A 24,375-nucleotide genomic window follows, 5' to 3' on the forward strand; every position below is an offset into this window, starting at 1 on the left:
TCAACGCAGCCTCCTTATTCACTTATTTTTGCTTACTAAGTAAATCCTCAATTTCATCTGGTGTAACAGGCTTACTAATATAATACCCTTGAATTGCGTCACAGCCATAAGTAATTAATAAATCAGCTTGCTCAGCGGTTTCAACACCTTCCGCTACAACTTTCAGTTCCATAGATTTCCCTAGCTGTACCATACCGTGCATAAGCTTTTGGGTCTTTTCAGATTTTAATAGTGAATTCGTAAATGTTTGATCAATTTTCAAAGTATCTATTGGTAAAATTTGCATATATCTAAATGAACCATAGCCAGTTCCAAAATCATCTAAGATGAAGGAGATGCCTTCGTTTTCAAGCTTGCGCATTTGTTGTGCAATAGAAGTTGCAGCTTCGGCTTCTAAAGCAAATTTTTCGGTAATTTCAATTTGTAGTAGATTTGCCGGACAACCAGTTTTTGTGATCATTTCAAGAATGGATTTAGCCATATTTTTATCACGAAACTCTCGTACAGAAGAGTTAATTGATATTTTTAGATCATGTCCAGCTTTTTTCCAAAGCAATGCCTGCTCACAGGCTTTTTCGAGCATAAAGGAGCCAATGTTGTTAATCAGACCTGTTTCTTCTGCAATAGGAATTAACTCGTCAGGTGAAACAACCCCAATTATCTCGTCTTCCCAGCGTACGAGTGCTTCAACTGCTGTAATTTTCCCAGAATAAACATCAATTTGTGGTTGATAGAGTACCTTTAAATTCTTTTGATCTAGTGCTTGAAGTAAACGCTTTTCAATTAAAGCTTTACGATTTAAAGCTTTATGTGTTGCTGTTGATAAGGAAACAATTTTGTCTCCACCAGCTTCACGCACTGTAGAAATGGTAGCAATAGATGCTTTCATAAGCTGAGAGAATGTTGTTTGATCCTCTGGGTATCTTGTGATGCCACCACTAATAGAAATTGGTACTGCAATATTGCCGCTATAAATAGGATGCTGCTGTAAGTAGGATAAAAAGCCTTGAATAAACCACTCACTTAAAGGTGTGATGACAACAAAATCATTTTCATTTATTCGAGCCATCGTACTATCTTGGAAATACATTTTTATACGATTTGTAAATTCAATAATAAGGCTTTGCTCTATTTGTTGATCATGTAATTCTTTTAGCGTATAGAATTTATCAATACTTAAATAAACAAAAGAAAAGTGTCTTTCGTCATCAATCATAGTGGTAATTACTTTTTCAAGGCGATGCGCATTCATCAACCCTGTTTCTGTATCAATATAAGCGATTTTTTCCAATTGATGTTGGATGGTCTTCGATTTAGTAATATCCTTTTCAATTAAGAAAAATTGTTGTTCATTTGTTTCAAGATTAAAGGTAGGGATAGCTGTTAGCAGTACCCAATAAGATTGTCCCGTTTTTGTAATTTTTTCAACTTCCCCCTGCCACGTATGACCGTTGTTTAAATTACGCCAAATAGTATTGCTAACTTTTTCACTTTCATCATTATCAGGGAACAATTGCCAAAATGTTTTACCGATAACACGCTTAGGTGTCCATTGGCTTGTTTTTAGAAATTCATTATTACATTCTAAGATAAAACCATCTTGATCGAGTGTTACAGTCATGAATGTAGCGTCTAAACCTTGCTTGAGATTTACAAATGTAGTGCAATCTGAAACAGCATTTGTCATTAATTCTGGTAGCATAAATATCATTAGAATAAAGCGCTCTCCTTCTTCTATAAAAGGCTTAGTAAGCAAAGCTGTCGTCAGTTCCATATTTGAGGTTGTCTGTACTGTAATTTTATCTAGATACGTGCTGTCCTCATTTTGTAAAATAGATTGAAATGTTTCTACAGGGAGCTGGCGTAGTAGATTTTCGTGTATAGATGGAGTAGTATTTCCTTTAACATCATTTACTGATAATTCAATCAGATGTTCAGCGCTCTTTCCCCAGATAGTCGCTTGTCCATCTTGATTGATGATAATTGCAGGAAAAGGAAGTGAATTTAAATAATGTTCATCAATCGTAAACGATTTATGCATGTGACTCATGATTATTCGATCTCCTTGGGTAATCAATATATACTAATATTATAGATAATTATCGGGAATTAGTCATTATGAATATAATTGTAAATATTTGATGATGAAAAAATATGGGTCTTTTCTCGTGAAATATATGAAAAGATTTGAAGAAAAATAACAGTTTTTAGTACGTTTATAGGAAGCAGGATTGGTATGAAACGGTTAAAAGGAATAGTATTTATTGTCTCGGGAGCTATATTATGGGGAGCAACTGGTCCTTTAATGGAGTGGTTACTTAACCATACACCGTTGACAGTTTCCTTTATGTTAACAATCCGTTTAACGGTTGCAGGTATATTACTACTTACATATTTATTGTTAACTGGAAAAAATATTTTTGGTATTTGGCAGCAAAAACTTTGGGGCAGACAGCTTATTATTTTTGGTATAGCTGGGATGCTAGGTGTACAATTTGCATTTGTTGCAGCAATTAACGAAAGTAATGCTGTACTGGCAACTCTCCTGCAGTTTTTAGCGCCTATATTTGTTGTGGCATATGTCTCTCTTAGTTTAAAGAAGATGCCACCAAAATATCAAGTATTAGGTATTATTGGTACCCTTATAGGGTTATTTTTATTACTAACGAATGCTTCATTTGAGAGTTTGCTAATTAGTCCAAAAGCCTTGCTGTGGGGGATTGCGGTAGGCTTAACATTTGCCTTTTACACATTATACCCTGCACGCTTAATGAAGGAGTGGGGAGTGTTATTAGTAGTTGGTTGGGGAATGCTCGTAGGTGGCTTCACATTAGGCTTAGTAAGCCGTGTTTGGCAGTCCAACCAATGGGGTGTTTTAACAGATTTTAAAATCCTCATATTATTAGCTGCTTTAATCTTTTTTGGAACAGTAGCCTTTATTTTGTTTTTAAGTAGTATGAAATATATTACGGCAGTTGAAACCAGTATTCTCTCCAGTATCGAACCACTAACAGCAATGATTATTTCGGTTATTGTATTCGGCACCTCTTTAGGTTTCTGGCAATTAATTGGAGTATTCGTTATGCTTGTTTGTGTAACTTGGCTTTCAGTAGCGGGTGAAAAAGCATAAATCTATTATGAAGTTAGGAGTTTTTAACTATAATAAAGTTGATTCTTACAACAAGGGGGAAAGAATATGAAAGAAGTTTTTTCCTATGTAAAACCATATAAATGGACAGCCATCTTTGCTTTATTTTTAATGCTTTTAGAATTATTTGTTGAGCTTGTGCAACCCCTCATTATGGCAAAAATTATTGATGAAGGAGTACGGGCTCAAAATCAAGGGATGATTATGCAATGGGGGGCTGTTTTACTTGCTTTATCATTTACTGCCTTTATGGCAGGAATCATCAATTCATATTTTTCATCCCATACAGCTCAAAGCTTTTCTTATGACCTAAGAAATGCCATGTTTGATAAGATACAATCCTTTACGCTAGCAACCTATCAAAAATTTTCTACTGCTTCTCTTATTACAAGATTAACGAATGATGTTACTCAGGTACAAACGGTGCTATTTATGAGCTTACGTATTATGCTCCGAGCACCACTTGCTGTTATAGGCAGCATTATAATGGCATTTGTTGTGAATGCAAAGCTGGCATTATTTTTAGTTATTGGTGCACCCATTATCTTTGTTTTTCTAATTTTTATGGTGGCCAAGGGTGTTTCATATTTTGGACGGGTACAGAAGAGAGTCGACCGTTTAAATAGGGTTTTACAGGAAAACTTACAGGCAATTCGATTAGTGAAGGCTTATTTACGAGGAACGTATGAAGCTACGCGCTTTGATGAGGTTGCTTCTCGCTTAAAAATAGATACTGTAAAAGCGTTAAGAATAATGGAATATATTATGCCCGTACTATTATTCATTATGAACATGAGTCTGCTCGCAGTCTTATGGTTTGGTACAAAGCAAATTGCGTCAGGAACTACACCGCTTGGCGATATTGTAGCTATTGTCAATTATGCGATGCGTATGACTGGCTCATTTTCAATGTTTGCATTTATTATTATTTTTTATGCACGAGCGAAAGCTTCTGCAGAACGAATGGCAGAAGTCCTTTCTATGGAAAATGAAGTAGAAGATACGTCACTTTCTGAGGAGGTAGGTCATCCTTCGCGCTATGGGGAGTTAATGTTTGAACATGTCAGTTTTACTTATCCGGGGGGAGATGCACCTGTCCTGTCAGATGTGAGCTTCCAAGTTAAGTCCGGTGAAAAATTAGCGATTATGGGGGCGACTGGTGCTGGAAAATCAACATTGTTGCAGCTTATTCCTCGTTTTTATGAAGTAACGCACGGAAGAATATTGGTAGAAGGGCAGGATGTTCAACACTGGGAATTGCAAGAGCTACGCGAAATCATTGGCTATGTTCCACAGCAATCGTTATTGTTTACTGGTAGTATTGCTGATAATGTACGTTGGGGAAATGTAGAGGCCGAAATGGATGCTGTATTACAGGCCACTATGCAGGCACAAATACATGCGTCTGTTGAAGATTTTCCAAATGGCTATGATACCAAGGTGGGACAAAAAGGTGTCAATTTATCGGGAGGACAAAAACAAAGGCTATCGATTGCTAGAGCCCTTTTGAGAAAAGGACATATTTTAATGCTTGATGATAGCACAAGTGCCCTAGATGTAAAAACCGAACAATCATTATGGGAAGCATTGAGTGAAGAGAGGGCAACAATGCTTGTTGTCACGCAAAAAATACGTACGGCTAAAGGTGCAGACCGCATTTTACTAATCGATGCGGGAAAAGTAGTTGGATATGGCACACATGAAGAGCTTTTACAAACGTCAACACTCTATAAAAAAATTGCAATCTCTCAACAGGAGGTGGAGGATTAATGGGATTTTTCCAGAAACCTTTTGGCTATGAGCCGATATTGACAAAAGATGATTTGAAGCAGGTTGTGCAGAAAAAAAAGGGACCTCGTGCATCTGATTGGAAAAGTACATTGCTGCGATTATGGAAAATTGTTGATGAACAACGAGCACTCCTCATCGTAGTACTTCTACTAGTGATGATTAGTTCGGTGTTAGCTTTGGCTGGCCCCTATTTAATTGGTCAAATGATCGATCACTATGTTATGCACGGCAAGCTTTCTGGACTAGGAAAGGGGATTGGCTTTTTAATTGGTATTTATGCCTTGTTAGCTGTCTCACTCTTCCTACAAAATTATTGGATGATCGGGATTGCACAGCAAACGATATATAGACTGCGAACAAGTGTATTTGCTCATTTTCAACGATTGCCCATTGCATTCTTTGATCGCCGTCAGCATGGCGAATTAATGAGTCGGATGACAAATGACATTGAAGCTGTTAGCTCCACATTAAACAGTTCTTTTATCCAAGTGTTTTCAAGCATACTTACGCTTGGTGGAACCGTTATTATTATGCTCAGTTTAAGCCCATTGCTGACAGTACTGACGATGACAATTATTCCACTTATGTTTTGGGCCATGCGTTGGATTACACGAAGGACAGCGCCCTTATTTAAAGAGCAGCAAGCCGCTCTTGGAGCCTTGAATGGCATGATAGAAGAAACTATTTCGGGGCAGAGGATTGTTAAGGCTTTCTCACAAGAGGAACGAATGAAAGCGGAGTTCCGTGAAAAAAGTTTGCGTCTAAGAAGAACAGGTTTTTGGGCACAGACTTACTCTGGTTATATCCCAAAGGTGATGAACTTCTTAAACAATATGAGTTTTACCATTGTAGCAGGCATAGGGGGAGTGCTCGCACTATACGGGCATGTATCGATAGGTGTTATTGTTATATTTACTGAATATGCTAGGCAATTTACACGTCCATTGAATGATTTAGCAAACCAATTTAATACGGTACTATCTGCTATTGCAGGCGCAGAACGAGTATTTGCCTTACTTGACGAACAACAAGAAGAGGAAACTGTTTCAGCTCAAAAGCATCAGTTATTGGGGCATGTGGCATTTAAGCATGTGTTCTTTAAATACGAACAAGAAGAGGAAGCTTATACATTAAAGGATGTTGATTTTAAAGTGGAGCCAGGACAATCGGTAGCGCTTGTTGGTGCAACAGGAGCTGGGAAAACGACAATTCTTCAACTTATTGCACGGTTTTATGAGGTAACAAAAGGTGAAGTATTATTTGATGGCATAAATGTGCAGCAAATAGATCGACAATCCTTACGTTCTCAAATGGCTTTTGTTTTGCAGGACCCGTATTTATTTGAGGCTTCTGTGCGTGAAAACATTCGTTATGGTCGGCTAGATGCCAGTGATGCAGAGATTGAAGAAGCTGCCAAGCGAGCTAACGCACATGATTTTATCATGAAGCTCAAAGATGGCTATGAAACAGTTCTTGCTGCAGATGGACGCGAGATATCACAAGGTCAAAAGCAATTGCTTTCTATAGCGAGAGCACTTATTGCTGACCCGAAAATTTTGCTATTGGATGAGGCAACAAGTAGTATCGATACTGTAACAGAAATGGCAATACAAGAGGCGCTTGATACATTAATGCAAGGACGCACAAGTTTCGTTATTGCCCATCGTTTAAATACTGTGCATAATGCCGATTTAGTTTTAGTTATGCATAAAGGCGAGTTGGTTGAAGCAGGATCTCAGCAAAAACTGATCGAATCTGGTGGTCTTTATGCACAAATGCTTCATTCATCCTCCCATCATCTTGAAGAATAAGTTAACGTAAATAAATGAATAAAAACAGAAAAACCAAACTATTACGGGATACTAAATTGGACATTTCCCACAATAGTTTGGTTTTTTCTTTAATTGATATCCATTTAGCCTCTTGTTAGTTGAATTACAAATGTTATTAATTTGAATAAATGGTATAATAAATGTAAATTATTATATAGTATGAATGATTGTATAGCTTAAAAGTAACTAAGAAAAAAGATTAAATATCTCTAATTTTGTGAAATAAGTATATTATTTTATATCTATGATTTCTAGTAAATTTCAGTCATTTCATTGAACTTTTATAGTATAAATCCTTTTATTATTCCGGTTTTTGAAGTAAAATTCTGATTAACAGCGGTATTAATATATTTTGTTGCCAGTTTATTTTCATTCTTGCTACAATAGGGCAATAGTCTGACATAGGAACGGAGTTAAAGATGAATATTTCAGTGATGACAGTGTCTTTCCCATTAGATGGAGAAACATTGAAGGAAGTAAAATTATTATGTGAAGAAGCAACAGTTCATGATTATCGAGTATACGAAACCATTATGAATGTGCCTATGGCCAGCTCTTTCGAATCAAAGGGTTTTATGGTATTGGCGTACGAGGATGATAAAGATTTGTTAGTTGGTGCTGCAAGTGCCATTGATTTAATTGGGCTTCATACATACGAATGGTCATTAGTGGTGACACCTGCCTATCGACAAAAAGGTATTGGAACGGCATTAGTTGAGAGTATCCAAGTGGGACTAGAGGAAAGAAGAGCAGAGGGACAATTAGCAGTCGTAATTGATGGCTCTCCTTTTGGGCATACATTCATTGAACAAAAAGGGTTTGATTACAGTTTTTCAGAAGCAACCTTAGAGACTAAAGCAGAACCAGTAGCGTTACAAAATGATATTAACATTCAACCTTATGATGGTGAGGAGGCAGAACTAATCTCTATTTATGGTGAGGCGTTTGGCGATTTACCGGAAGAATCTAAGGAACTCATTGCTTTTAACACTACTACTAATGGACGAAAACTTTGGGTTGCCTATCGAGATGGTGATATGGTTGGAACTGTAACGACAGCTAAGGAAAATGAAATCCAGTGGGTAACTGCTCTTGCTGTTCATCCTAATTATGAAGGACAAGGTATTGGAACGGCACTTCTTTCTTTTTCAAAGGATTATGCGAGTAAAGTTGGCGCAAAATTTGTCATGCTCGACGTAGAAATCGACAATAAAAAAGCACTATCTGTCTATGAAAAGGCTGGTTTTATGAAGGCACAACAAATTGATTATTATGTAAAACAATAGGAAAAAGGGCGATGAGTGTTAGTAAACATCAACTCATCGCTCTTTTTTAGCATAATTACCTACTATCTTCATATAATATTAATAAGCTTTAAGAAAGGAGTCGTGATCATGCGCATGCCAGCATTGCCTAAAAAGAAGTCTCCTCCAAAGGAAGCCCCTAGTTCATGGTGGAAAGTAGTAAAAGCTTATTTATCGAAAGGGAAGTTTTATAGATTACCACCAAGAAATTGATGATCGATAAAAAAGTCGCCTTCTAGCGACTTTTTAATTTTCCAATAAAAATGTATTTTTGGATGGGCCTATTAAGTACAGCTCATGCATTGCTCGTGTAAGTGCTACGTAAAGTAGCTTTCGATCAATTGGCGTATCATAGAAAGGTGTATCAAATGCAGCTACAATCACTGCATCAAATTCAAGTCCTTTAGCTAGATGACTTGGTACAACAAGCAACATTTCCTGATTAATCGATTCGTTTTCAGTTAGGAGCTGTGAGGCAATATCGCTCATTTTTAATGTCTGATACATCGTGATAGCTTCCGCTGTAGTTTTGCAAATTAAAGCGATGGAACGATGACCATTTTGACGAATAGCTTCAAAGATCTCTTTAATTTTTAAAGCATCGAAATGATCAGCTTGAATAAAACTTGGTACATTACCGTGACGAACAACTGGCTCTACCAAAGGAAGCTGTTCACTCATTTGCGCTAATATTTGGTTAGCTACTTCCATAATTTCGATGGTTGTTCGGTAGCTTTTTTGTAATGTTCGGAAACTTGCACGTGGAAACAAGCTTTGTACAGGCTCCCAAGCTGTTAATGAACGATAGCTGTGAATCCCTTGGGCTAAATCACCAACCATTGTAAACATATCTGTATCGAGACCTGTTTTTAAAGCAGCAAGCTGGAATAAACTATAATCTTGTACCTCATCAATAAAGACAACACGCATTTTCCATTCATCTGGGATGCCTTTTAGACGGGCTTGTAAATAGTATAGTGCAGCCAAATCTTCAAGTGCCCAATGTTCTTTCCGGTGTGCCTGTAAAAATTGTTGTTGTTCGAGATAATGCCATTCAGGAGCCAGCTCTGCTAAAAGTTCTGCATCAGTGAGTAGGGTGCGATAGAGTGTCTTGATATTATGTTTAGTAAAACGTCGCATATATGCCGTTGCAGTGGTTTTCGTTTCTTTTTCAATAGCTGGAATACGTTCATCGCGTTCATCGATAAATTTAGTAACAACCCGTCGTCGTTTTTCATCATCCCGAATACCATTTAAAGCTTTACCCAATGCTTCATCATACTTTTTATGAAGTGTTGCTAGGACAACTTGTTTTTTTTGACGGACATGGCTTGTTAACACCTTCTTAATATGGGCAAGGCGTTTTTCGATAGGCATATAAGAAAACTCATATAAAAACAGCTTCTTTAAATGGGAAGCACGCATGATACAGTATTTTTCAATATATACATCTTCAAATTGCTCTGCAATCTCCTGTTCTAGCTTTTGAATGTAACGTTCGATGACATCACGATAATAAAGAGAGCCTTTCATTTCAGCGACCCATGCAGTTGGCTCCTGATTTCCTCCAGCAACAAGCGATTCTAATTGCTCATTCGGATTTTGAAGTTTTAGCTTTAATTTAGTGGCGGAAAGAACGTAGTCTGTAAAAGTAGTTTGGCAAATTTTATCGACACCGAGCTCTGGTAAAACATCTCCGATATAATCAATAAATAACTTATTCGGTGCTAAAATCATGAGCTGCTCTGGATTAAAGTTCTCACCCATTGTGTAGAGGAAGTAAGATATACGGTGTAGAGCGATTGTTGTTTTTCCACTACCTGCTGCACCTTGCACAATAATTGGTTGACGAAGGTGTGCTCGGATAATGTCATTTTGCTCCTTTTGAATTGTCGAGACGATTTCGGTTAGTCGAACATCTGCTTTCCCAGCTAACGCTTCTTGCAGTAGTTCATCGTTTGTTGTTAAGTCAATATCACGTATATCGAGTAATTCGCCATTCTCAATCTTGTATTGTCTTTTAGCATAGAGATGTCCTTTATGAACTTCTCCGCGGACATCATATTCCATATCGCCAAGACGTCCATCATAATAGACATTGGCTACAGGTGAGCGCCAGTCAACAATAATGGGCTCATGGGTTTCGCGATGAAAGAGTGAGGTTTTCCCGATGTAGAGAAATTCCTCTGGATCGCCTGTCTTTTGGAAATGAATTCTAGCAAAGTATGGCTTCTTACGAACAGCTTCTAGGCCTTCCTTTTGGTTACGAGCCATTTCAAAGAATCTGGCATTTGTTAAGATATTTAAATAACTTAAACTTGAATCTAAGTAATCAAGGTCAGCCATAGATTTACGAATATTTTCCTGGGCCGATTGTAAATCTCTTTGTGATTCATTGAGTATTTGCTGCATATATCTTTGGGTATATGCCAACCGCTCTACTTCAGCCTGAAAATCTGGATGTTGTACAGTCATTTTTAGCACCTCCTAGGTACTTACAATTTCAAAGTAGATTATCATACTACTATATATAATATTTACCATCAAGTGAAAGCAGAAAAGTTAATTATGCTACTATTACATTGAGGTTTGGAAAGCTTTATTTTTTAAGTTTCTTTAAAGGAAATAGAGGAGGTTAATGATTTTGGATATTTTTGCACATAGAGGTGTCTCGGCACACTACCCAGAAAATACAATTGCGGCATTTCAAGCGGCAGCTAGGCTTCCTATTGCGGGAATTGAGCTAGATGTTCATTTAACAGCAGATAAAGAGGTGGTAGTCATACATGATGAAACAATTGATCGTACCTCTAATGGTTCAGGCTATGTGAAAGATTTTACATTACAACAGTTACGTACATTTGACTTTGGTTCGTGGATGTCGCCGAAATTCAGCGGAGAAACGATCCCTACGCTAGGAGAAGTATTGGAGCTGTTTGCAGGTACAAATCATCGAATTAATATCGAGCTGAAGACAGATATTATTTCATACGAAGGAATTGAAGCACTTGTTCTCAAAGAGGTTGCAGCACAGCAAATGACAGAGCGAGTCATTATTTCATCTTTCAACCATGAATCCTTACAAACCGTTTCACAAATTGCGCCATATATTGAAAGTGCAGCATTGTTCGCAGAGGTTTTAGTGGATTTTACGACTTATATTGCTCTCATCCCAGCTAAAGCACTACATGTTAGTCTACCGACAGCCTTTCGCAAATCAGTTAAATTAGCATTAGCTGAAGGGGCAATCGTTCGTGTTTATACAGTTAATGATGAGCGCCATGCCCGATCTTTGCAACAGCTTGGTATACACGCGATATTTACAGATGATCCTGAGAAAATACTTCTTGCCCTTAGCTAGAGCAATGGGGGTGCTAGGAGACATCAAGCTTCCGTGGAATAACAAGTTATTATAGTAATACCCACGGGAAGCGGCGTCTTCTATAAGATGTGTACTACCATTTAGCGCGATGTTCCTCAATGCCTCCAAGCATCTGTTGAATAACCAGTGTTTCACCATTATCGAGTAGAATGGAGCCATCATAATAACCAAATAGTTGATGTACCTCTGATTTAACCAATTTCGCATTTGTTTGAGCAACACGTTCAAAAAATGGAGAGAATGTTAGTGAGACTTGATTAGAGAATTTTGTTTTTACTTTCCAGCGCTGCATATAATCCTCGGAATCATATTGAAACAATAAATCCTCATGTATTTTTGTCATTTTACCATCCACAAAAATTGCATTTTCAGTCATGCCAGTGCCGTCTGTCCATTTACCTCCTAAATTAAGTCCAATGCGTCGTCCACGAACCCGCTGGGAAGCCATTCCCCAATTCCACAATGCCTCACGGGGCCAAATACCTCGTCCATAATCTAACACTGCAAAATTTTCTTCAGCTGAGAAATTAAAACGTCGAGTACCAATTGTGACAAAACCTGAAGTTGGTAGTATATGATGCTTGCCTGTAAACTGAAATGTTTTACGATTCCAAGGGATGACAACATTTAAAGTTTCGTCTGTAGGAGGATGTTGAATAATAAGCTTTGCACGTAAAACGTCTCCATCAAAGTTTGGTATGGAAACCGATAAATGGGTTTCATTTTGAATAAATAATTGATCAATCATCATTTCGCTATTTTTAAAGGAAACGGATTCTAAAACCTGTGAAGGCATTTTTAATTTACCACCGAGGGGAATTGTAATCGTTTTTTCGAAATAGCGCTGTGTTTCATATTCAAGAAAATAAACGAAGCAGACTGCTGCATAATCTAGATGACTAATTGTAGCAGAGAAAAGGATTTCATCACCATAGACACACCAATAGTTCCATTTCTTTTTACGCATGATATGACCGCTTAAATTACTATTAATGAGTGGTTTACGTGCAAATCCGATGGCTGCTGGATTTAAATTACCCTTTTTATCGCATAAAAGAGTTGGCTGCAAAATTTCTTTCTCAGCATGCTGCTTCACATTGAACATCCCTTCTGGTCATTAAATAAAATCTACATTTCTTTAAACCTTATTGTAGCAAAAATGTTCTTGAAAATGGAAAAGAACATGCTGATTATAGCTGTTTTCAGGTAAGAATAAGAGGAAGGACCTAACTAATAGAAATATATAAGTAGACATATGATGGCATGAGGAGGGGATGTATGGCGAAAATGTATAACAGACAGGCTGCTGTTCAGTATGCCAATTTATGGTGGAATAGACGTAATCCTGCGTTTCCTAATTTTGATGTTGATTGCACAAATTATATATCTCAGTGCTTACTAGCAGGCGGCGCACCAATGCGAGGAGCACCTAGCAGAGATAAAGGGTGGTGGATGCAACAAGGGAATTGGAGCTTTAGCTGGTCCGTAGCCCACTCATTAAGATGGTATTTAGAGGGATCTACAACTGGATTAAAAGGCACGCGTGTGCAATATGCTGAGGAATTAGAGCTGGGAGATGTTATCTTTTATGATTTTCAAGGAAATGGAAGGATCGACCACTCTGTGATTGTCACAAGCATTCAAAATGGCATACCTTATGTGAATGCGCATACCTCGGATAGTATTAATCGACCGTATTTTTACGAGGACTCTACAGCCTATACACCGAGCATGACTTACTTTTTCTATCATATAGACGACAGCTTTGCATAGAGGTAGTGTTAAAGCATATCATTTTATGATAATGTGAAAGATAGAAGAAATAATTTAAATATGTTGTCTTGTGGTAGAAGGAGAATAGATATATGAGCGAACAAATTTTATCTGTTAGAGATGCAATTATACAACGACGATCCATTAAAAAATTTAATGGTCAGCCTGTAGAGCGTGAAGATTTAATGGCTATTATTGATGATGCAGTATGGGCCCCGAATCACGGTAACCGAGAGCCTTGGCGCTTAGTTGTAGCTTGTGGAAAGGAAATTGTAGATCTGCATCATTTATTACGTGACCTGACTATTCCAAAATGGCAGGAGCTTTCAAGTGAAGATTTAGCAAAGCAAATGATGAAGTTTACATTACCAGGTGGTTATGCCTTTGTTATCGTGCCAGAGGATGCTCGTCAAAAAGAGCGTCTAGAAGATTACGCTGCTGCAAGTACCTTCATTCAGAATATACAATTATTGGCGTGGGATAGAGGAATCGGCTCTTGCTGGAAAACACCAGCCTTCTTAGACAATCCAAAATTCCGTGAGGCCCTGAAAGTTCAACCAGGAGAGCGTGTCATTGCCATGCTACAAGTTGGCTATTTTGATGAAGTGCCAAAAGGTAGAGAACGCAAACAGGCTGCTGAAATTGTCACTGTGTTTGGTGAGTAACAAAAAATCCCTTCGCTAAAAAGCGATGGGATTTTTATTTGTTAGAAACTATTATTTTTGTAATTCAGCAACCTCGAATAAATAGTCACTTAAAACACGTAAGCCTTTATCGAAGTTTTCTAGATGGAAGTGCTCGTTTGGTGCGTGGAAGTTTTCACTTGATAGACCAAAGCCCATTAACACCACAGGTAATGCTAAAATTTCATCAAATGCAGCGACGATAGGAATAGAGCCACCACCACGTGTGTAAGCAGTTGGTACATTATACACTTTTTCATAAGAACGTCCTGCTGCTTGGATAAATGGATGGTCGAATGGAGTTAAGAATGGACGACCTTTATCGAATTCAGAAATGTTAATTTCCACACCAGCAGGCTTATGCTTTTCAACATGCGCTTTTAAAAGGGCGACAATTTCATCAGGCTCTTGGTTTGGAACAAGACGACATGTGATTTTAGCGCCAGCTTCAGCAGGTAAAACTGTTTTGATGCCTTCACCAGAGAAACCACCAAATACACCATTCACCTCAAGTGTTGGACGTGCCCAAGTTCGTTCTAAGTATGAAAACCCTTGTTCACCGAATAATTCTTTTACGCCAACTTCCTGTTTAACTGATTCTTCATCAAAGCCAAGTGCAAGGTAAGCTTCACGTTCTTCCTCTGTTAAAGGCAATACTTTATCGTAGAAGCCATCAACTTGAATTGTTCCATGTTCATCACGGAAGGATGCTAAAATTTCAGCTAATGCATGAATGGCATTTTGTACGCCACCACCGTAAAGTCCAGAGTGTAAATCTCCCTTAGCCCCACGAACATCAATTTGAATGCCTGTTAAACCACGTAAGCCATAGCAAACCGCAGGCTTACCAGGACCATAGAGACCTGTATCAGAAATTAAAATTAAATCTGCTTCTAATTTTTCCTTATTTTGCTCTACATAGGCTGGTAGGTGTGGGCTGCCGATTTCTTCTTCGCCTTCATAAATGAATTTAACGTTAACTGGTAAAGTCCCCGTTGTCGCAAATAGTGCCTCAATCATTTTTAAGTGCATAAACACTTGCCCTTTATCATCACTAGCACCACGAGCAAATAATTTATTGTCGCGAATTGTAGGATTAAACGGCTCACTATCCCATAAATTTAATGGATCAACCGGTTGCACATCATAGTGACCGTAAAATAAAATCGTTGGTTTTCCTTCAGCGTGTAGCCAATCTGCATAGACAACAGGGTGCCCAGCTGTTTGGGTAATAGAGATATTTTCAAGATTTAGTTTCTCAAACGCACTAGCTAACCATTGTGCGGCATGTTGGATATCTTCCTTATGTTCAGATAAAGAGCTAATACTTGGAATTCGTAAAAATTCCTTCAATTCATTTAAATGTGCTTCACGATGTTCTACAAAATAAGCATCTAATTGCTGTAAATTAGTCATCTAGCATCCCTCTTTCTAATATTTCGATAATAGAAATAGTATAGCATATCAAAACTCGAAAGTATTGATAGCTGCGATTCTGATTTTATGATTCAGAGGGAGTAATTTTTTCTTTCAGCATAGATGCCTGTTTCATATATAAAAGACACTGTTGGCTCAACAGTGTCTTTGGGAGGATCTTCGCCATCGGGGGTTAATTCGGTTTGGTGGAGATCTTTTATTTGTTAGCTCATCTATGAAATTTGTAGGGAAGATGAGTTTATATTAACTCTTTTTTGTTTTACTGCTACTAATGTTTGGTGATGGTGGTGAGTTGTAGACACGTGAATAGGGTGGGATTGAATTCATTAGCCAAATATTACTGCCTAGCACTGAATCATGGCCGATCGTCGTCTCGCCACCTAAAATTGTTGCACCTGCATAAATAACGACATTATCCTCGATATTAGGATGTCGTTTAATTCCTTTAATTGGATTACCATTTTCATCAAGAGGGAAGCTTAATGCCCCTAATGTAACACTTTGATAGATTTTGACGTTATTGCCTATGTTACATGTTTCACCGATAACGACCCCTGTGCCATGGTCGATAAAGAAGGATTCTCCAATTGTTGCCCCTGGATGAATATCGATTCCTGTTAAACTGTGTGCATACTCTGACATAATACGTGGCACAATCGGTACGCCCTGTTCATATAGCTCGTGTGCAATACGGTGAATATATACAGCTACGATTGATGGATAGCTTAATAAAATCTCCTCTGTAGAAAGAGCAGCCGGGTCACCGTTGTATGCTGCCTGAATATCTGTTTGCAAAATTTTACGGATATTCGGGAATTGTGAGATTAACTTCATTACAATACGGTCCGCATCCTCTTGACACGTGCAGTTGTCTGTATCGCTATTATATTCCATATTGTAAATTAATACTTTTTCAATTATATCACGTAAATCTAATGCCGTTTCACGCAGTTTATTACTACTTACAATATTGATTCGAGTATTATCGATCGGTGGAGCCGTATGAATACCTGGGAACAGCACTTCGTGAAAATTATCTAAAATTTTATAAATTTGATTGCGCCCAACAAAGCCTATTGAATTTTCGATATCAACATATTGCCGGTTAATATCGTTTAATGAACTTGTGATTTCTGGAACTTTTTCATTTAGCCAATCATTTAAATTCATAAATAAATCACACCCTTCACTTTCATAATATAAAAATACTGATGTAATAAAAGTATATAGCATTTCATCCATTTATGAGATAGTTATTCAAATTCTTTTAACAAGTATTATTTGAGAAGAAGTGTAATAAGTCTATATACAATATTTATATTTATTTGTAGATTACTTTTTTATTTACCTCTGAAAAACTTGTAATTAAAAGGGATTCTCCTTTTGCTGTCGTTTGTTTATCCCCGCTAAAATGAACATACCTCAATATATTTATAAAATTAAATAATAACCTTATATATTTTAGAATTAACTAAAGATTAAAATGCCTGTAGAGGGAGGAGAGTATACTAAAAGTTTCATTTATACAAATCACAAAGTAGGGGGATGGCAGCATGGAATTCCTTGTTGTGATAATCGGAATTATTCGATAAAAATCAGGGGGTATATGATGAGTAACGCAGAATTTAAAAAACAACTACAAGAATGGCGACAACAATTACACAGAATTCCTGAGACTGCTTTCGAGGAAGTAAAAACATCGGCTTATATAGCACAAGAACTCAAAAAGATGGGTTTAGAGGTACATGAAAATATCGGGCGTACAGGTGTTGTAGCAAGCCTTACTGTTGGAGAAGGGAACGGGATTATTGGATTACGAGCTGATATGGATGCATTAAATCTAATGGAAGTGAAGAAACTTCCTTATTGCTCAGAACATCAAGGAAAAATGCATGCATGTGGACATGATGGTCACATGACTACTTTATTAGGAGCCGCTAAATTACTTTCTACTCGAAAAAACTTTAATGGTACTGTTCGATTCATCTTTCAACCTGCTGAGGAAATTGGAAAAGGTGCTCAAGCGATGATGGACGATAAATTATTTGAACGCTTCCCAGTTGACGCAATTTACGGCCTGCATAATATGCCGGGATTACCAGTTGGAACGATTCATACTAAGTCAGGTCCGATCATGGCTAGCGAAGATAACTTTGTTATTCGAATTAAAGGAAAAGGCTCACATTCATCAAGTCCACATATGGGTATTGATCCTTTAGTAATAGCAGCAGAAATTATTCTTGCACTTCAAACAGTAGTGTCGAGAAATCTAGATCCGCTTCAAACAGCAGTTGTATCATGTACAGAAATTCATTCAGATGGAATTCGAAATGCAATTCCCTCTAATGTAGAAATTAAAGGAGATACGAGGAGCTTTACTCCAGAAGTTCAAAAACTTTTAGAAGAAAGAATGAGAAGTATTTGTGAAAGTATATGTGCCATGCACGGTGCAGAGTGCGAATTTGAGTATACTCATGAATTTTCACCGACAATTAACTGGGATGAATGCAATGAAACGGCTATCATAGCAGCTAACAATGTTGTTGGTGTAGAAAATACAAACAGTGATTGTGTACCAATCATGGCCTCGGAGGATTTTGGTAAATTTATAGAGGAAATTCCCGGCTGCTTTGTATTCCTTGGAAGTAAAGATGAAGATGAAGAAGTCATTCCACTGCATAACTCCCATTACGATTACAATGACGCAATCTTAGAAACAGGTGCTGAATTCTTTGCTGAAATTATTAAACTATGTCTAGCAAAATAATAGATTGCTTACAGAGAATTGGAGATGATTAAATATGAAGTTAGTAAAGCTTAATAGAAAGAAAAAACCTAGTATTAACATTGATTTTTTAGGCGTAGAGGAAGCTCAAAAAGTGCATACATTTCACAAAAGTTTCCCACAGTATGAACCAACACCTTTAGCTGTTTTAAATAAGTTGGCTCAGGAATTAAATGTTAGCAAAGTATTTGTCAAAGATGAATCATATCGCTTTGGATTGAACGCATTTAAAGCTTTAGGTGGTTCCTATGCGATTGGACAACACTTAGCAAGTCAATTAAATATTGATCCTGCCAATGTATCTTACGACAAGCTTGTTTCACCTGAAGTGAAAGAAAAATTAGGCGAAATAACTTTTATTACTGCAACTGATGGAAATCACGGCAGAGGTGTCGCATGGACAGCAAAAAAATTGGAACAAAAATCTGTTGTGTATATGCCTAAAGGATCTTCTGAGGAAAGATTACAACATATTAAAAACTTAGGAGCTAATGCATCTATTACTTCTGTTAATTATGATGATACGGTTCGTTTAGCTGCTGAACATGCTGAGAAAAATAATTGGGTATTGGTCCAGGACACGGCATGGGAAAACTACGAGGAAATACCAAAGAGAATTATGCAAGGCTATATCACAATGGTGGTAGAAACATATGAGCAGCTTAAGGAGATAGGTGAAAAGCCTACACATATCTTTATTCAAGCTGGTGTTGGCTCACTAGCAGCAACAGTTCAAGGTTTCTTCGCAAACGTTTATGGTGAAGAGCGCCCAATTACCGTTGTTGTAGAACCAGACAAGGCAAATTGTATATTTAAAACGGCGGAAGCAAATGATGGTGAACTACACTATGTAAAAGGTGATATGGATACCATTATGGCAGGGTTGGCTTGCGGTGAACCAAGTACATTAGGTTGGGAAATTTTAAAAGATTATGCTGACGCCTTTCTTTCCTGCCCAGACAACATCGCTGCGCAAGGAATGAGAATTTTAGCAGCACCGATTAAGGGTGATGTACAAGTTATTTCAGGTGAATCTGGGGCAGTTGGGGTAGGGGCTGTAAGCGAAATTTTAAGACGAAACCAGTACGCAGAATTAAAGGAACAATTAAACCTTACTGCAGATTCAAAAATTCTATTCTTTAGCACGGAAGGTGATACGGACGCCACACATTATAAAAAGGTTGTATGGGATGGGGCATATTCAATATAAACCATCCTATAGGAGATAGCATAATGAGTATTGAAAAAGTATCAACAGATAAGGCATCAGCAGCAATTGGTCCTTATTGACAAGCAATTAAAGCTGGAGATTTTTTATTCGTGTCATGGCAGCTTACTATAAACCCTAAAACAGGAGAGTTTCCAGAAGGGGGAGTAATATTTTCCTAAATTAAAGGTTTAAGTCCGTTGTTTATAGGACTTAAACCTTTTAATTTGAAGGTCCGTTATTTAAAATCTTTTTTTGATAGGCTAATGGAGTCGTACGCATTATTTCTTTAAATTTGCTAATGTAATAACTCGTACTATTAAATCCTACTTGATAAGCGACTTCCGTAACAGAAACATCACTTCGCTGTAATAAATATAAGCTTTTTTTAATGCGATAATCGATCACATAATTTAAAGGGCTCATTTTAAAATATCGTTTAAAATATCTACAGCATTCCGATTTACTAAGCTGCCCTGCACGTGCTATATCTGCTAACGATATCTTTTCCATATAATATTGATGAATCCAACTTAGCATTCCTTTAACTCTATTGTTTTTCAATTCTTCTGATTCTATAAATTCTAATTGAAAACCACTAGCGATTAAATTCCTCCAAATAAACGTTAACTTAATTGATATATCAACCTCATATTTTTGTGGTTTTTGATCAATATATTGATATATTTGATAAATAGCATTTAAGATATTCTTTCCCCAAAGTTCATCCGTATTTATTAGGATATAGGGTAAATTAGTTGCTTCTATATACGGTTTTACATAAATATTATAGAGCTCTTGCGATAAAATATAGTGAGGAGAGACGTTTAAGCAGATAAAAGTGCAACTTGTATTACTTTTTGACATATGCAATCGACCGCTATTTATAAACAAACCATCTCCTTCTTTAAGTTCGATGTATTCCTCATTTACTTGAAAAATTCCTTCACCCTGTAAAACGGAAACAAATTGAATTTCTTCATGCCAATGAAGGGGAACGTAACCATATATATGATTAGAGTTATCGTTTGAGATGACTGATTTATAGCATGCAATGGGCATAACAAAAGTATGATGTTTTGTTAATTCTCTTAAATTTTCATCAGTTGATACAATAATCTTTTGCATAAGTATCACCCCAATACTTTTCTTTTGGATTATTATAATTAATTTTTTCTTTTTTTGTCACTTATGTTAGCTGGTTTTCAAACCTAAAAAAAAGCGCCTGAAATTCGGAAAAAAACCGAATTCAGACCCTTTATGTTTATTAATGAGCAGTGTAGCCACCATCGACAAGTAGAGTTGTACCATTGACAAAGCTTGAGTCGTCGCTCGCTAAGAAAAGTACAGCTTTGGCAATTTCTTCTGGTTTACCAAGACGACCTTGAGGATGAAGGGACGCTAAATATTCTTTCTTTTGAGCATCTACTTCAGCAAGTAAGGGTGTATCAATATAGCCAGGACATACTGCATTTACACGAATGCCTTGTTTAGCGTAAGCTGTACATAAATTTTGAGTTAATAATTTTACTCCGCCTTTTGCAGATGAATAGGCTGTAGGATTTGGTAAGGCAACGAAACTATGAATGGAACCAGCATTGACAATAACGCCACCAGTTCCTTGGGCAAGGAATTGTTCAATTGCATATTTATCAGAAAGAAATACACCTGATAAATTAATATCAATGGTTCTTTTCCATTTTTCGAACGATAGCTCATGTGCCGGTGCATCATCTGCTACGCCAGCATTTGCATACATAATATCAAGTTTACCGTATTTATTAACTGTTTCCTTAATCATATTTTGAATGTCTTCTTCGTTTGTTACATCTGTTTTTATGAATAATGTATCAAAACCTGCACCATTTAATTCTTCTGAGATACTTTGACCACGGTCAGAAAAATCGGCAATGACTACTTGGGCACCTTCTTGGACAAAGAGGCGTACTGTAGCCTCACCGATACCACTAGCACCGCCTGTTACGATCGCTACTTTATCTTGTAATTTCATTTTAAAGACCACCTTTATTGTTATTTTGCAGTTGCTCCACCATCAATAACGAATTCAGCACCGGTTGAGAATGAAGATTCATCAGAAGCTAAAAATAGAACGGTTTGCGCTACTTCTTTGACAGAGCCTAAACGACCTAATGGGAACAAGTTTTTCCCTAACTCATCTTTAGAGCTTCCTATTGATGCTGATGCATAATCTGCCATACCTGTATCAATATAGCCAGGATGAATAGAGTTGACGCGTACACCATATGGGGCATATTCCATTGCGGCATCTTTAGTCATAATGCGAACAGCGCCTTTACTAGCTCCATATAATACATGTCCAGCAGCGCCTGTTAGACCAGCAATAGAAGAAGCATTTATAACAGAACCTTTATTTTGTTTAGCCATAAGTGGCATAATGTGCTTCATACCTAGGAAGACACCTGTTACATTAATGGACATTAAACGATTCCAATCAGATAGTTCGATCTCAGCGAGTGGTTTAATAATATAAATACCCGCATTGTTGAATAGGATATCTACTTTGTTAAATGTTTTTATTGTTTCGTCCGCGACTTTTTTCCAGTCATCTTCATTGCTAACATCATGACGAACAAATAATGCTTCTCCGCCAATAGCTTGAATATCTCGGATTGTGTCGTTACCAGATTGTTCATTTATATCAGTAATGACTACTTTTGCTCCTTCTTTAGCAAATAATAGTGCCGTTTCTTTCCCGATTCCTGTACCTCCACCTGTAATAATGGCTACTTTATTTTCCAGTCTCATTGCTAGCACGCACCTTTCATTATTTCGGTTTTATGGTTACCTAAGGATTCAAAAGTATTCGCATTGTTTAGCGATACTTTCATCTTACTCCTTTCAATTTGAAATACTATCCTATAAGATGCTGTATAATATAGTGAGTGAATATCCTCCATTTATAGGGGTATTTTAGTGTGAAGGAGAAGATTTTCCTATGACGCATCCGTTTCAGTCAGTTGAAGAAGTAACACTGCAGGAATTTGTGTTATTTATTAAAATTCATCATAAACAAATTGAAGAGAATACAAATATTTATCTTAATCTAGAACCTTCTATAGCCGAATCTGATCAAAAAAGGGTAGCTATGCTACTGGATTCGTTTTTACGCTTAACGACACATACAAACATTGATGAATTAAATGAAGATGATAAATCATTTTTTACTACGTGGCTTCAATCACAGCTGTCTATTATTGATAAGAAGAGCTTTAATTTATTTCAATTAATTTTTGAGAAAGCATTGATTACCTTTATGATTCAGCAAAAGAGTAGCCGAACGAACGCCATCTTAATGTATGTGCTATCAAAATTTACGTTTCTAGTACAGCTTTACTATGGGGAAGATCACAATGCTAATTATCGATCTACAGATAATCAGGAATTGAAGTATTTACAGTTACTGGATAAGCTTGATAAATTGTTGATTAGTTCCACAGGTTATCAGGACTTAGCCTATATTTTAAAAAAATGCGAAGAGTATTTTAGTTATAAAAGATGCGTTTTTTACGCTTATGTCCCATGGTCCAATCAATTTTATGGAGTTATTGGAGCAGAGCTTTCTAAGGTGCAAAGTATGAAAGGGCAGCTAACTGGGGATAACACGATACTTAGTTCAAAAAAACCCATTTATTTAAAAAACCCTAAAAATTACGTGAAGGAGGAGCATATTCAGTTATTTAATTTATCCTCCATTATTTTTATCCCTATTATGCGACGAGACCAGTTATTTGGATGGCTGACATTCGATCAGCTAGGTGAAGAATTTGATTGTACAAAAGAAGAGTTATTGCTTCTAGAAGAAGTGGGAAATCGTCTAGGGTTATTTTTATCGCGTAAGGGTGAGAAGGTAGAAAAAAATACAGAGCTACATTTAACAGAAAGGGAGTCAATGATACTTGGCTTGCTTGCTGAAGGCTATGACAATAAAAAAATTGGCGGTTTCTTGTTTTTAAGTGAGCATACAGTCAGAGATTATGTAAGTAGTCTAATGACAAAACTCAAAGCGAAAAATCGAACACAGGTCGTTGCCTCTGCTTTTCGTCTAGGACTGTTAAGCTAAACAAACACATGCACTTCTGCTAGGAGTGCATTTTTAGTATGTTGTCTACCTAAAATGTCTCAACACCTTTCTGAAAATAATTATTATTTAAAATATAGTTATGAAAATAGGGAAGTATTGTCATCTAGTTATCCGCTGCAGGGAAAGAAATATAGTAGTAAAACAATTTTTACGAATATTACAAGCAAAAGCGTTTAAGCTTACACGATTGTAATGAAATTGAAAGCCAATGCGATAGAGTGTAATACATTATTTTGCGAGAATGTGTATAGAAGCAAGAACAAGAAGCGGAGGCATACACAATGAATGAAAAATTAGAAGGCGTATACGAGGAGTACAATCGTTATATATATCACTTATGTTTAAAACTAACTCGCAATAATGTAGAAGCTGAGGATTTAATGCAAGAAGTTTGGGTTAAGGTTGTACGCTATGAAGACAGCGTTGCTGAGGTGGAGCATATTAAAGCTTGGCTAACAACTATTACAATGAATACTTTTAGAGACCGCTATCGTAAAAAAGTGCGTCGTAGTAAATATATGATGAACCAACCTGAAACATTAGACGTACCGATTTTAGATTTGGTTCCCAATAATGATATTTCAACAGAAGAAAAAATTGAAAAGGATATTGTCACAAAACTAGTCCAAGATAAAATGGAGCAATTAGATGCCATTTATCGAAAAACTTTATGGTATTTCTACATAGACCAATATTCACTTGCAGAAATCTCTACGATTATGAAAGTTTCCATAGGAACTGTGAAGTCTCGTTTGTTCCGTGCAAAGGCTCGTTTAAAAGAAATGCTCATGTCGGATACAGCTATTGTGGAATCTGTGCTACCAGCGTAATAAAAGCCGATTGGTCGCCTACCACAAGTACTTAGACAGAAGTATTCGTTCGGCTAATCAAAAAAAGATGCATTCGCAAA

The 24,375-nt window shown here is 37.0% G+C and carries 19 protein-coding genes; 11 read left to right on the top strand and 8 right to left on the bottom strand.

All coding sequences use genetic code 11. The features are described 5' to 3' along the window. Positions 1–22: 22 nt before the first annotated feature. Positions 23–2,050 carry an EAL domain-containing protein gene (locus tag MKY49_RS01910; protein WP_312505094.1) on the bottom strand — a complete coding sequence of 676 codons (2,028 nt, stop codon included), beginning with the start codon at positions 2,048–2,050 and terminating at the stop codon, positions 23–25. Between the two features lie 186 nt (positions 2,051–2,236). Between MKY49_RS01910 and MKY49_RS01915 the strand changes: the two genes are divergently transcribed. The 4 genes from MKY49_RS01915 to MKY49_RS01930 all read left to right on the top strand — a co-directional run bounded on the left by MKY49_RS01915 (position 2,237) and on the right by MKY49_RS01930 (position 8,057). After that, the gene (locus MKY49_RS01915) at positions 2,237–3,130 is read left to right on the top strand and encodes a DMT family transporter (RefSeq protein ID WP_274795423.1); all 894 of its coding nucleotides are present in this window, start codon (positions 2,237–2,239) and stop codon (positions 3,128–3,130) included. A 66-nt stretch (positions 3,131–3,196) separates the two neighbouring features. Beyond that, entirely contained in the window at positions 3,197–4,918 is a 1,722-nt protein-coding gene (locus MKY49_RS01920) for an ABC transporter ATP-binding protein (protein WP_274795424.1), read from the top strand. Next, positions 4,918–6,750 carry an ABC transporter ATP-binding protein gene (locus MKY49_RS01925; protein ID WP_341385487.1) on the top strand — a complete coding sequence of 611 codons (1,833 nt, stop codon included), beginning with the start codon at positions 4,918–4,920 and terminating at the stop codon, positions 6,748–6,750. Before MKY49_RS01920 ends, MKY49_RS01925 begins: the two co-directional genes overlap by 1 nt. Positions 6,751–7,190: 440 nt before the next feature. After that, a complete protein-coding gene (locus tag MKY49_RS01930; protein ID WP_341385488.1) occupies positions 7,191–8,057 on the top strand; it encodes a GNAT family N-acetyltransferase in 867 nt (288 codons plus the stop codon). A gap of 264 nt (positions 8,058–8,321) precedes the next feature. On the opposite strand, the gene helD is transcribed toward MKY49_RS01930, so the two are convergent. Next, positions 8,322–10,550, bottom strand: a complete 2,229-nt coding sequence (helD, locus tag MKY49_RS01935; RefSeq protein ID WP_341385489.1) for an RNA polymerase recycling motor HelD — start codon at positions 10,548–10,550, stop codon at positions 8,322–8,324. A gap of 169 nt (positions 10,551–10,719) precedes the next feature. Between helD and MKY49_RS01940 the strand changes: the two genes are divergently transcribed. Further along, a complete protein-coding gene (locus tag MKY49_RS01940; RefSeq protein ID WP_341385490.1) occupies positions 10,720–11,436 on the top strand; it encodes a glycerophosphodiester phosphodiesterase in 717 nt (238 codons plus the stop codon). 94 nt (positions 11,437–11,530) lie between these two features. Here MKY49_RS01940 and MKY49_RS01945 read toward each other — a convergent pair whose 3' ends face one another. Then, complete coding sequence (locus MKY49_RS01945) at positions 11,531–12,553, bottom strand: DUF2804 domain-containing protein (RefSeq protein ID WP_274795429.1); 1,023 nt, start codon at positions 12,551–12,553, stop codon at positions 11,531–11,533. Between the two features lie 182 nt (positions 12,554–12,735). Between MKY49_RS01945 and MKY49_RS01950 the strand changes: the two genes are divergently transcribed. Both MKY49_RS01950 and MKY49_RS01955 read left to right on the top strand, forming a co-directional pair. Next, on the top strand, positions 12,736–13,230 hold the full coding sequence (locus MKY49_RS01950; protein ID WP_274795430.1) for an amidase domain-containing protein: 495 nt from the start codon (positions 12,736–12,738) through the stop codon (positions 13,228–13,230). Positions 13,231–13,322: 92 nt separating this feature from the next. Beyond that, complete coding sequence (locus MKY49_RS01955) at positions 13,323–13,895, top strand: nitroreductase family protein (protein WP_341385491.1); 573 nt, start codon at positions 13,323–13,325, stop codon at positions 13,893–13,895. Positions 13,896–13,946: 51 nt separating this feature from the next. On the opposite strand, the gene MKY49_RS01960 is transcribed toward MKY49_RS01955, so the two are convergent. After that, positions 13,947–15,329: a dipeptidase gene (locus tag MKY49_RS01960; RefSeq protein ID WP_274795432.1), complete on the bottom strand. Its 1,383-nt coding sequence runs from the start codon at positions 15,327–15,329 to the stop codon at positions 13,947–13,949. 264 nt (positions 15,330–15,593) lie between these two features. Next, positions 15,594–16,520, bottom strand: a complete 927-nt coding sequence (gene epsC, locus MKY49_RS01965; RefSeq protein WP_274795433.1) for a serine O-acetyltransferase EpsC — start codon at positions 16,518–16,520, stop codon at positions 15,594–15,596. A gap of 439 nt (positions 16,521–16,959) precedes the next feature. On the opposite strand from epsC, the gene MKY49_RS01970 reads away from it, so the two are divergent. Continuing rightward, positions 16,960–18,117 carry a M20 aminoacylase family protein gene (locus MKY49_RS01970; RefSeq protein WP_341385492.1) on the top strand — a complete coding sequence of 386 codons (1,158 nt, stop codon included), beginning with the start codon at positions 16,960–16,962 and terminating at the stop codon, positions 18,115–18,117. Positions 18,118–18,151: 34 nt separating this feature from the next. Continuing rightward, positions 18,152–19,345: a diaminopropionate ammonia-lyase gene (gene dpaL / locus MKY49_RS01975; protein ID WP_341385493.1), complete on the top strand. Its 1,194-nt coding sequence runs from the start codon at positions 18,152–18,154 to the stop codon at positions 19,343–19,345. Between the two features lie 219 nt (positions 19,346–19,564). Here the strand turns inward: dpaL and MKY49_RS01980 are convergent, their stop codons facing one another. From MKY49_RS01980 to MKY49_RS01990, 3 genes are all read right to left on the bottom strand, one after another. Further along, the gene (locus MKY49_RS01980) at positions 19,565–20,470 is read right to left on the bottom strand and encodes an AraC family transcriptional regulator (protein WP_341385494.1); all 906 of its coding nucleotides are present in this window, start codon (positions 20,468–20,470) and stop codon (positions 19,565–19,567) included. A 139-nt stretch (positions 20,471–20,609) separates the two neighbouring features. Next, the gene (locus MKY49_RS01985) at positions 20,610–21,353 is read right to left on the bottom strand and encodes an SDR family NAD(P)-dependent oxidoreductase (RefSeq protein WP_274795437.1); all 744 of its coding nucleotides are present in this window, start codon (positions 21,351–21,353) and stop codon (positions 20,610–20,612) included. Between the two features lie 20 nt (positions 21,354–21,373). Then, positions 21,374–22,129 (bottom strand): SDR family NAD(P)-dependent oxidoreductase, encoded by a 756-nt coding sequence (locus MKY49_RS01990; protein WP_274795438.1) that lies wholly within the window; start codon positions 22,127–22,129, stop codon positions 21,374–21,376. A 190-nt stretch (positions 22,130–22,319) separates the two neighbouring features. Here MKY49_RS01990 and MKY49_RS01995 point away from each other — a divergent pair, with 190 nt between their 5' ends. After that, the gene (locus tag MKY49_RS01995) at positions 22,320–23,444 is read left to right on the top strand and encodes a helix-turn-helix domain-containing protein (protein WP_341385495.1); all 1,125 of its coding nucleotides are present in this window, start codon (positions 22,320–22,322) and stop codon (positions 23,442–23,444) included. A gap of 302 nt (positions 23,445–23,746) precedes the next feature. Beyond that, positions 23,747–24,295 carry an RNA polymerase sigma factor gene (locus MKY49_RS02000; protein WP_155592487.1) on the top strand — a complete coding sequence of 183 codons (549 nt, stop codon included), beginning with the start codon at positions 23,747–23,749 and terminating at the stop codon, positions 24,293–24,295. Positions 24,296–24,375 lie beyond the last annotated feature (80 nt).

It is taken from the genome of Lysinibacillus sp. FSL M8-0134 (assembly GCF_038069745.1).
GTDB lineage: Bacteria > Bacillota > Bacilli > Bacillales_A > Planococcaceae > Lysinibacillus > Lysinibacillus irui.

Excerpts from the sequence above, each read along its gene's own strand:
- MKY49_RS01910 (WP_312505094.1), bottom strand. The coding sequence starts at position 2,050 with ATGAGTCACATGCATAAATCGTTTACGATTGATGAACATTATTTAAAT.
- MKY49_RS01915 (WP_274795423.1), top strand. The coding sequence starts at position 2,237 with ATGAAACGGTTAAAAGGAATAGTATTTATTGTCTCGGGAGCTATATTA.
- MKY49_RS01920 (WP_274795424.1), top strand. The coding sequence starts at position 3,197 with ATGAAAGAAGTTTTTTCCTATGTAAAACCATATAAATGGACAGCCATC.
- MKY49_RS01925 (WP_341385487.1), top strand. The coding sequence starts at position 4,918 with ATGGGATTTTTCCAGAAACCTTTTGGCTATGAGCCGATATTGACAAAA.
- MKY49_RS01930 (WP_341385488.1), top strand. The coding sequence starts at position 7,191 with ATGAATATTTCAGTGATGACAGTGTCTTTCCCATTAGATGGAGAAACA.
- helD (WP_341385489.1), bottom strand. The coding sequence starts at position 10,550 with ATGACTGTACAACATCCAGATTTTCAGGCTGAAGTAGAGCGGTTGGCA.
- MKY49_RS01950 (WP_274795430.1), top strand. The coding sequence starts at position 12,736 with ATGGCGAAAATGTATAACAGACAGGCTGCTGTTCAGTATGCCAATTTA.
- MKY49_RS01955 (WP_341385491.1), top strand. The coding sequence starts at position 13,323 with ATGAGCGAACAAATTTTATCTGTTAGAGATGCAATTATACAACGACGA.
- MKY49_RS01960 (WP_274795432.1), bottom strand. The coding sequence starts at position 15,329 with ATGACTAATTTACAGCAATTAGATGCTTATTTTGTAGAACATCGTGAA.
- epsC (WP_274795433.1), bottom strand. The coding sequence starts at position 16,520 with ATGAATTTAAATGATTGGCTAAATGAAAAAGTTCCAGAAATCACAAGT.
- MKY49_RS01970 (WP_341385492.1), top strand. The coding sequence starts at position 16,960 with ATGAGTAACGCAGAATTTAAAAAACAACTACAAGAATGGCGACAACAA.
- dpaL (WP_341385493.1), top strand. The coding sequence starts at position 18,152 with ATGAAGTTAGTAAAGCTTAATAGAAAGAAAAAACCTAGTATTAACATT.
- MKY49_RS01980 (WP_341385494.1), bottom strand. The coding sequence starts at position 20,470 with ATGCAAAAGATTATTGTATCAACTGATGAAAATTTAAGAGAATTAACA.
- MKY49_RS01985 (WP_274795437.1), bottom strand. The coding sequence starts at position 21,353 with ATGAAATTACAAGATAAAGTAGCGATCGTAACAGGCGGTGCTAGTGGT.
- MKY49_RS01990 (WP_274795438.1), bottom strand. The coding sequence starts at position 22,129 with ATGAGACTGGAAAATAAAGTAGCCATTATTACAGGTGGAGGTACAGGA.
- MKY49_RS01995 (WP_341385495.1), top strand. The coding sequence starts at position 22,320 with ATGACGCATCCGTTTCAGTCAGTTGAAGAAGTAACACTGCAGGAATTT.
- MKY49_RS02000 (WP_155592487.1), top strand. The coding sequence starts at position 23,747 with ATGAATGAAAAATTAGAAGGCGTATACGAGGAGTACAATCGTTATATA.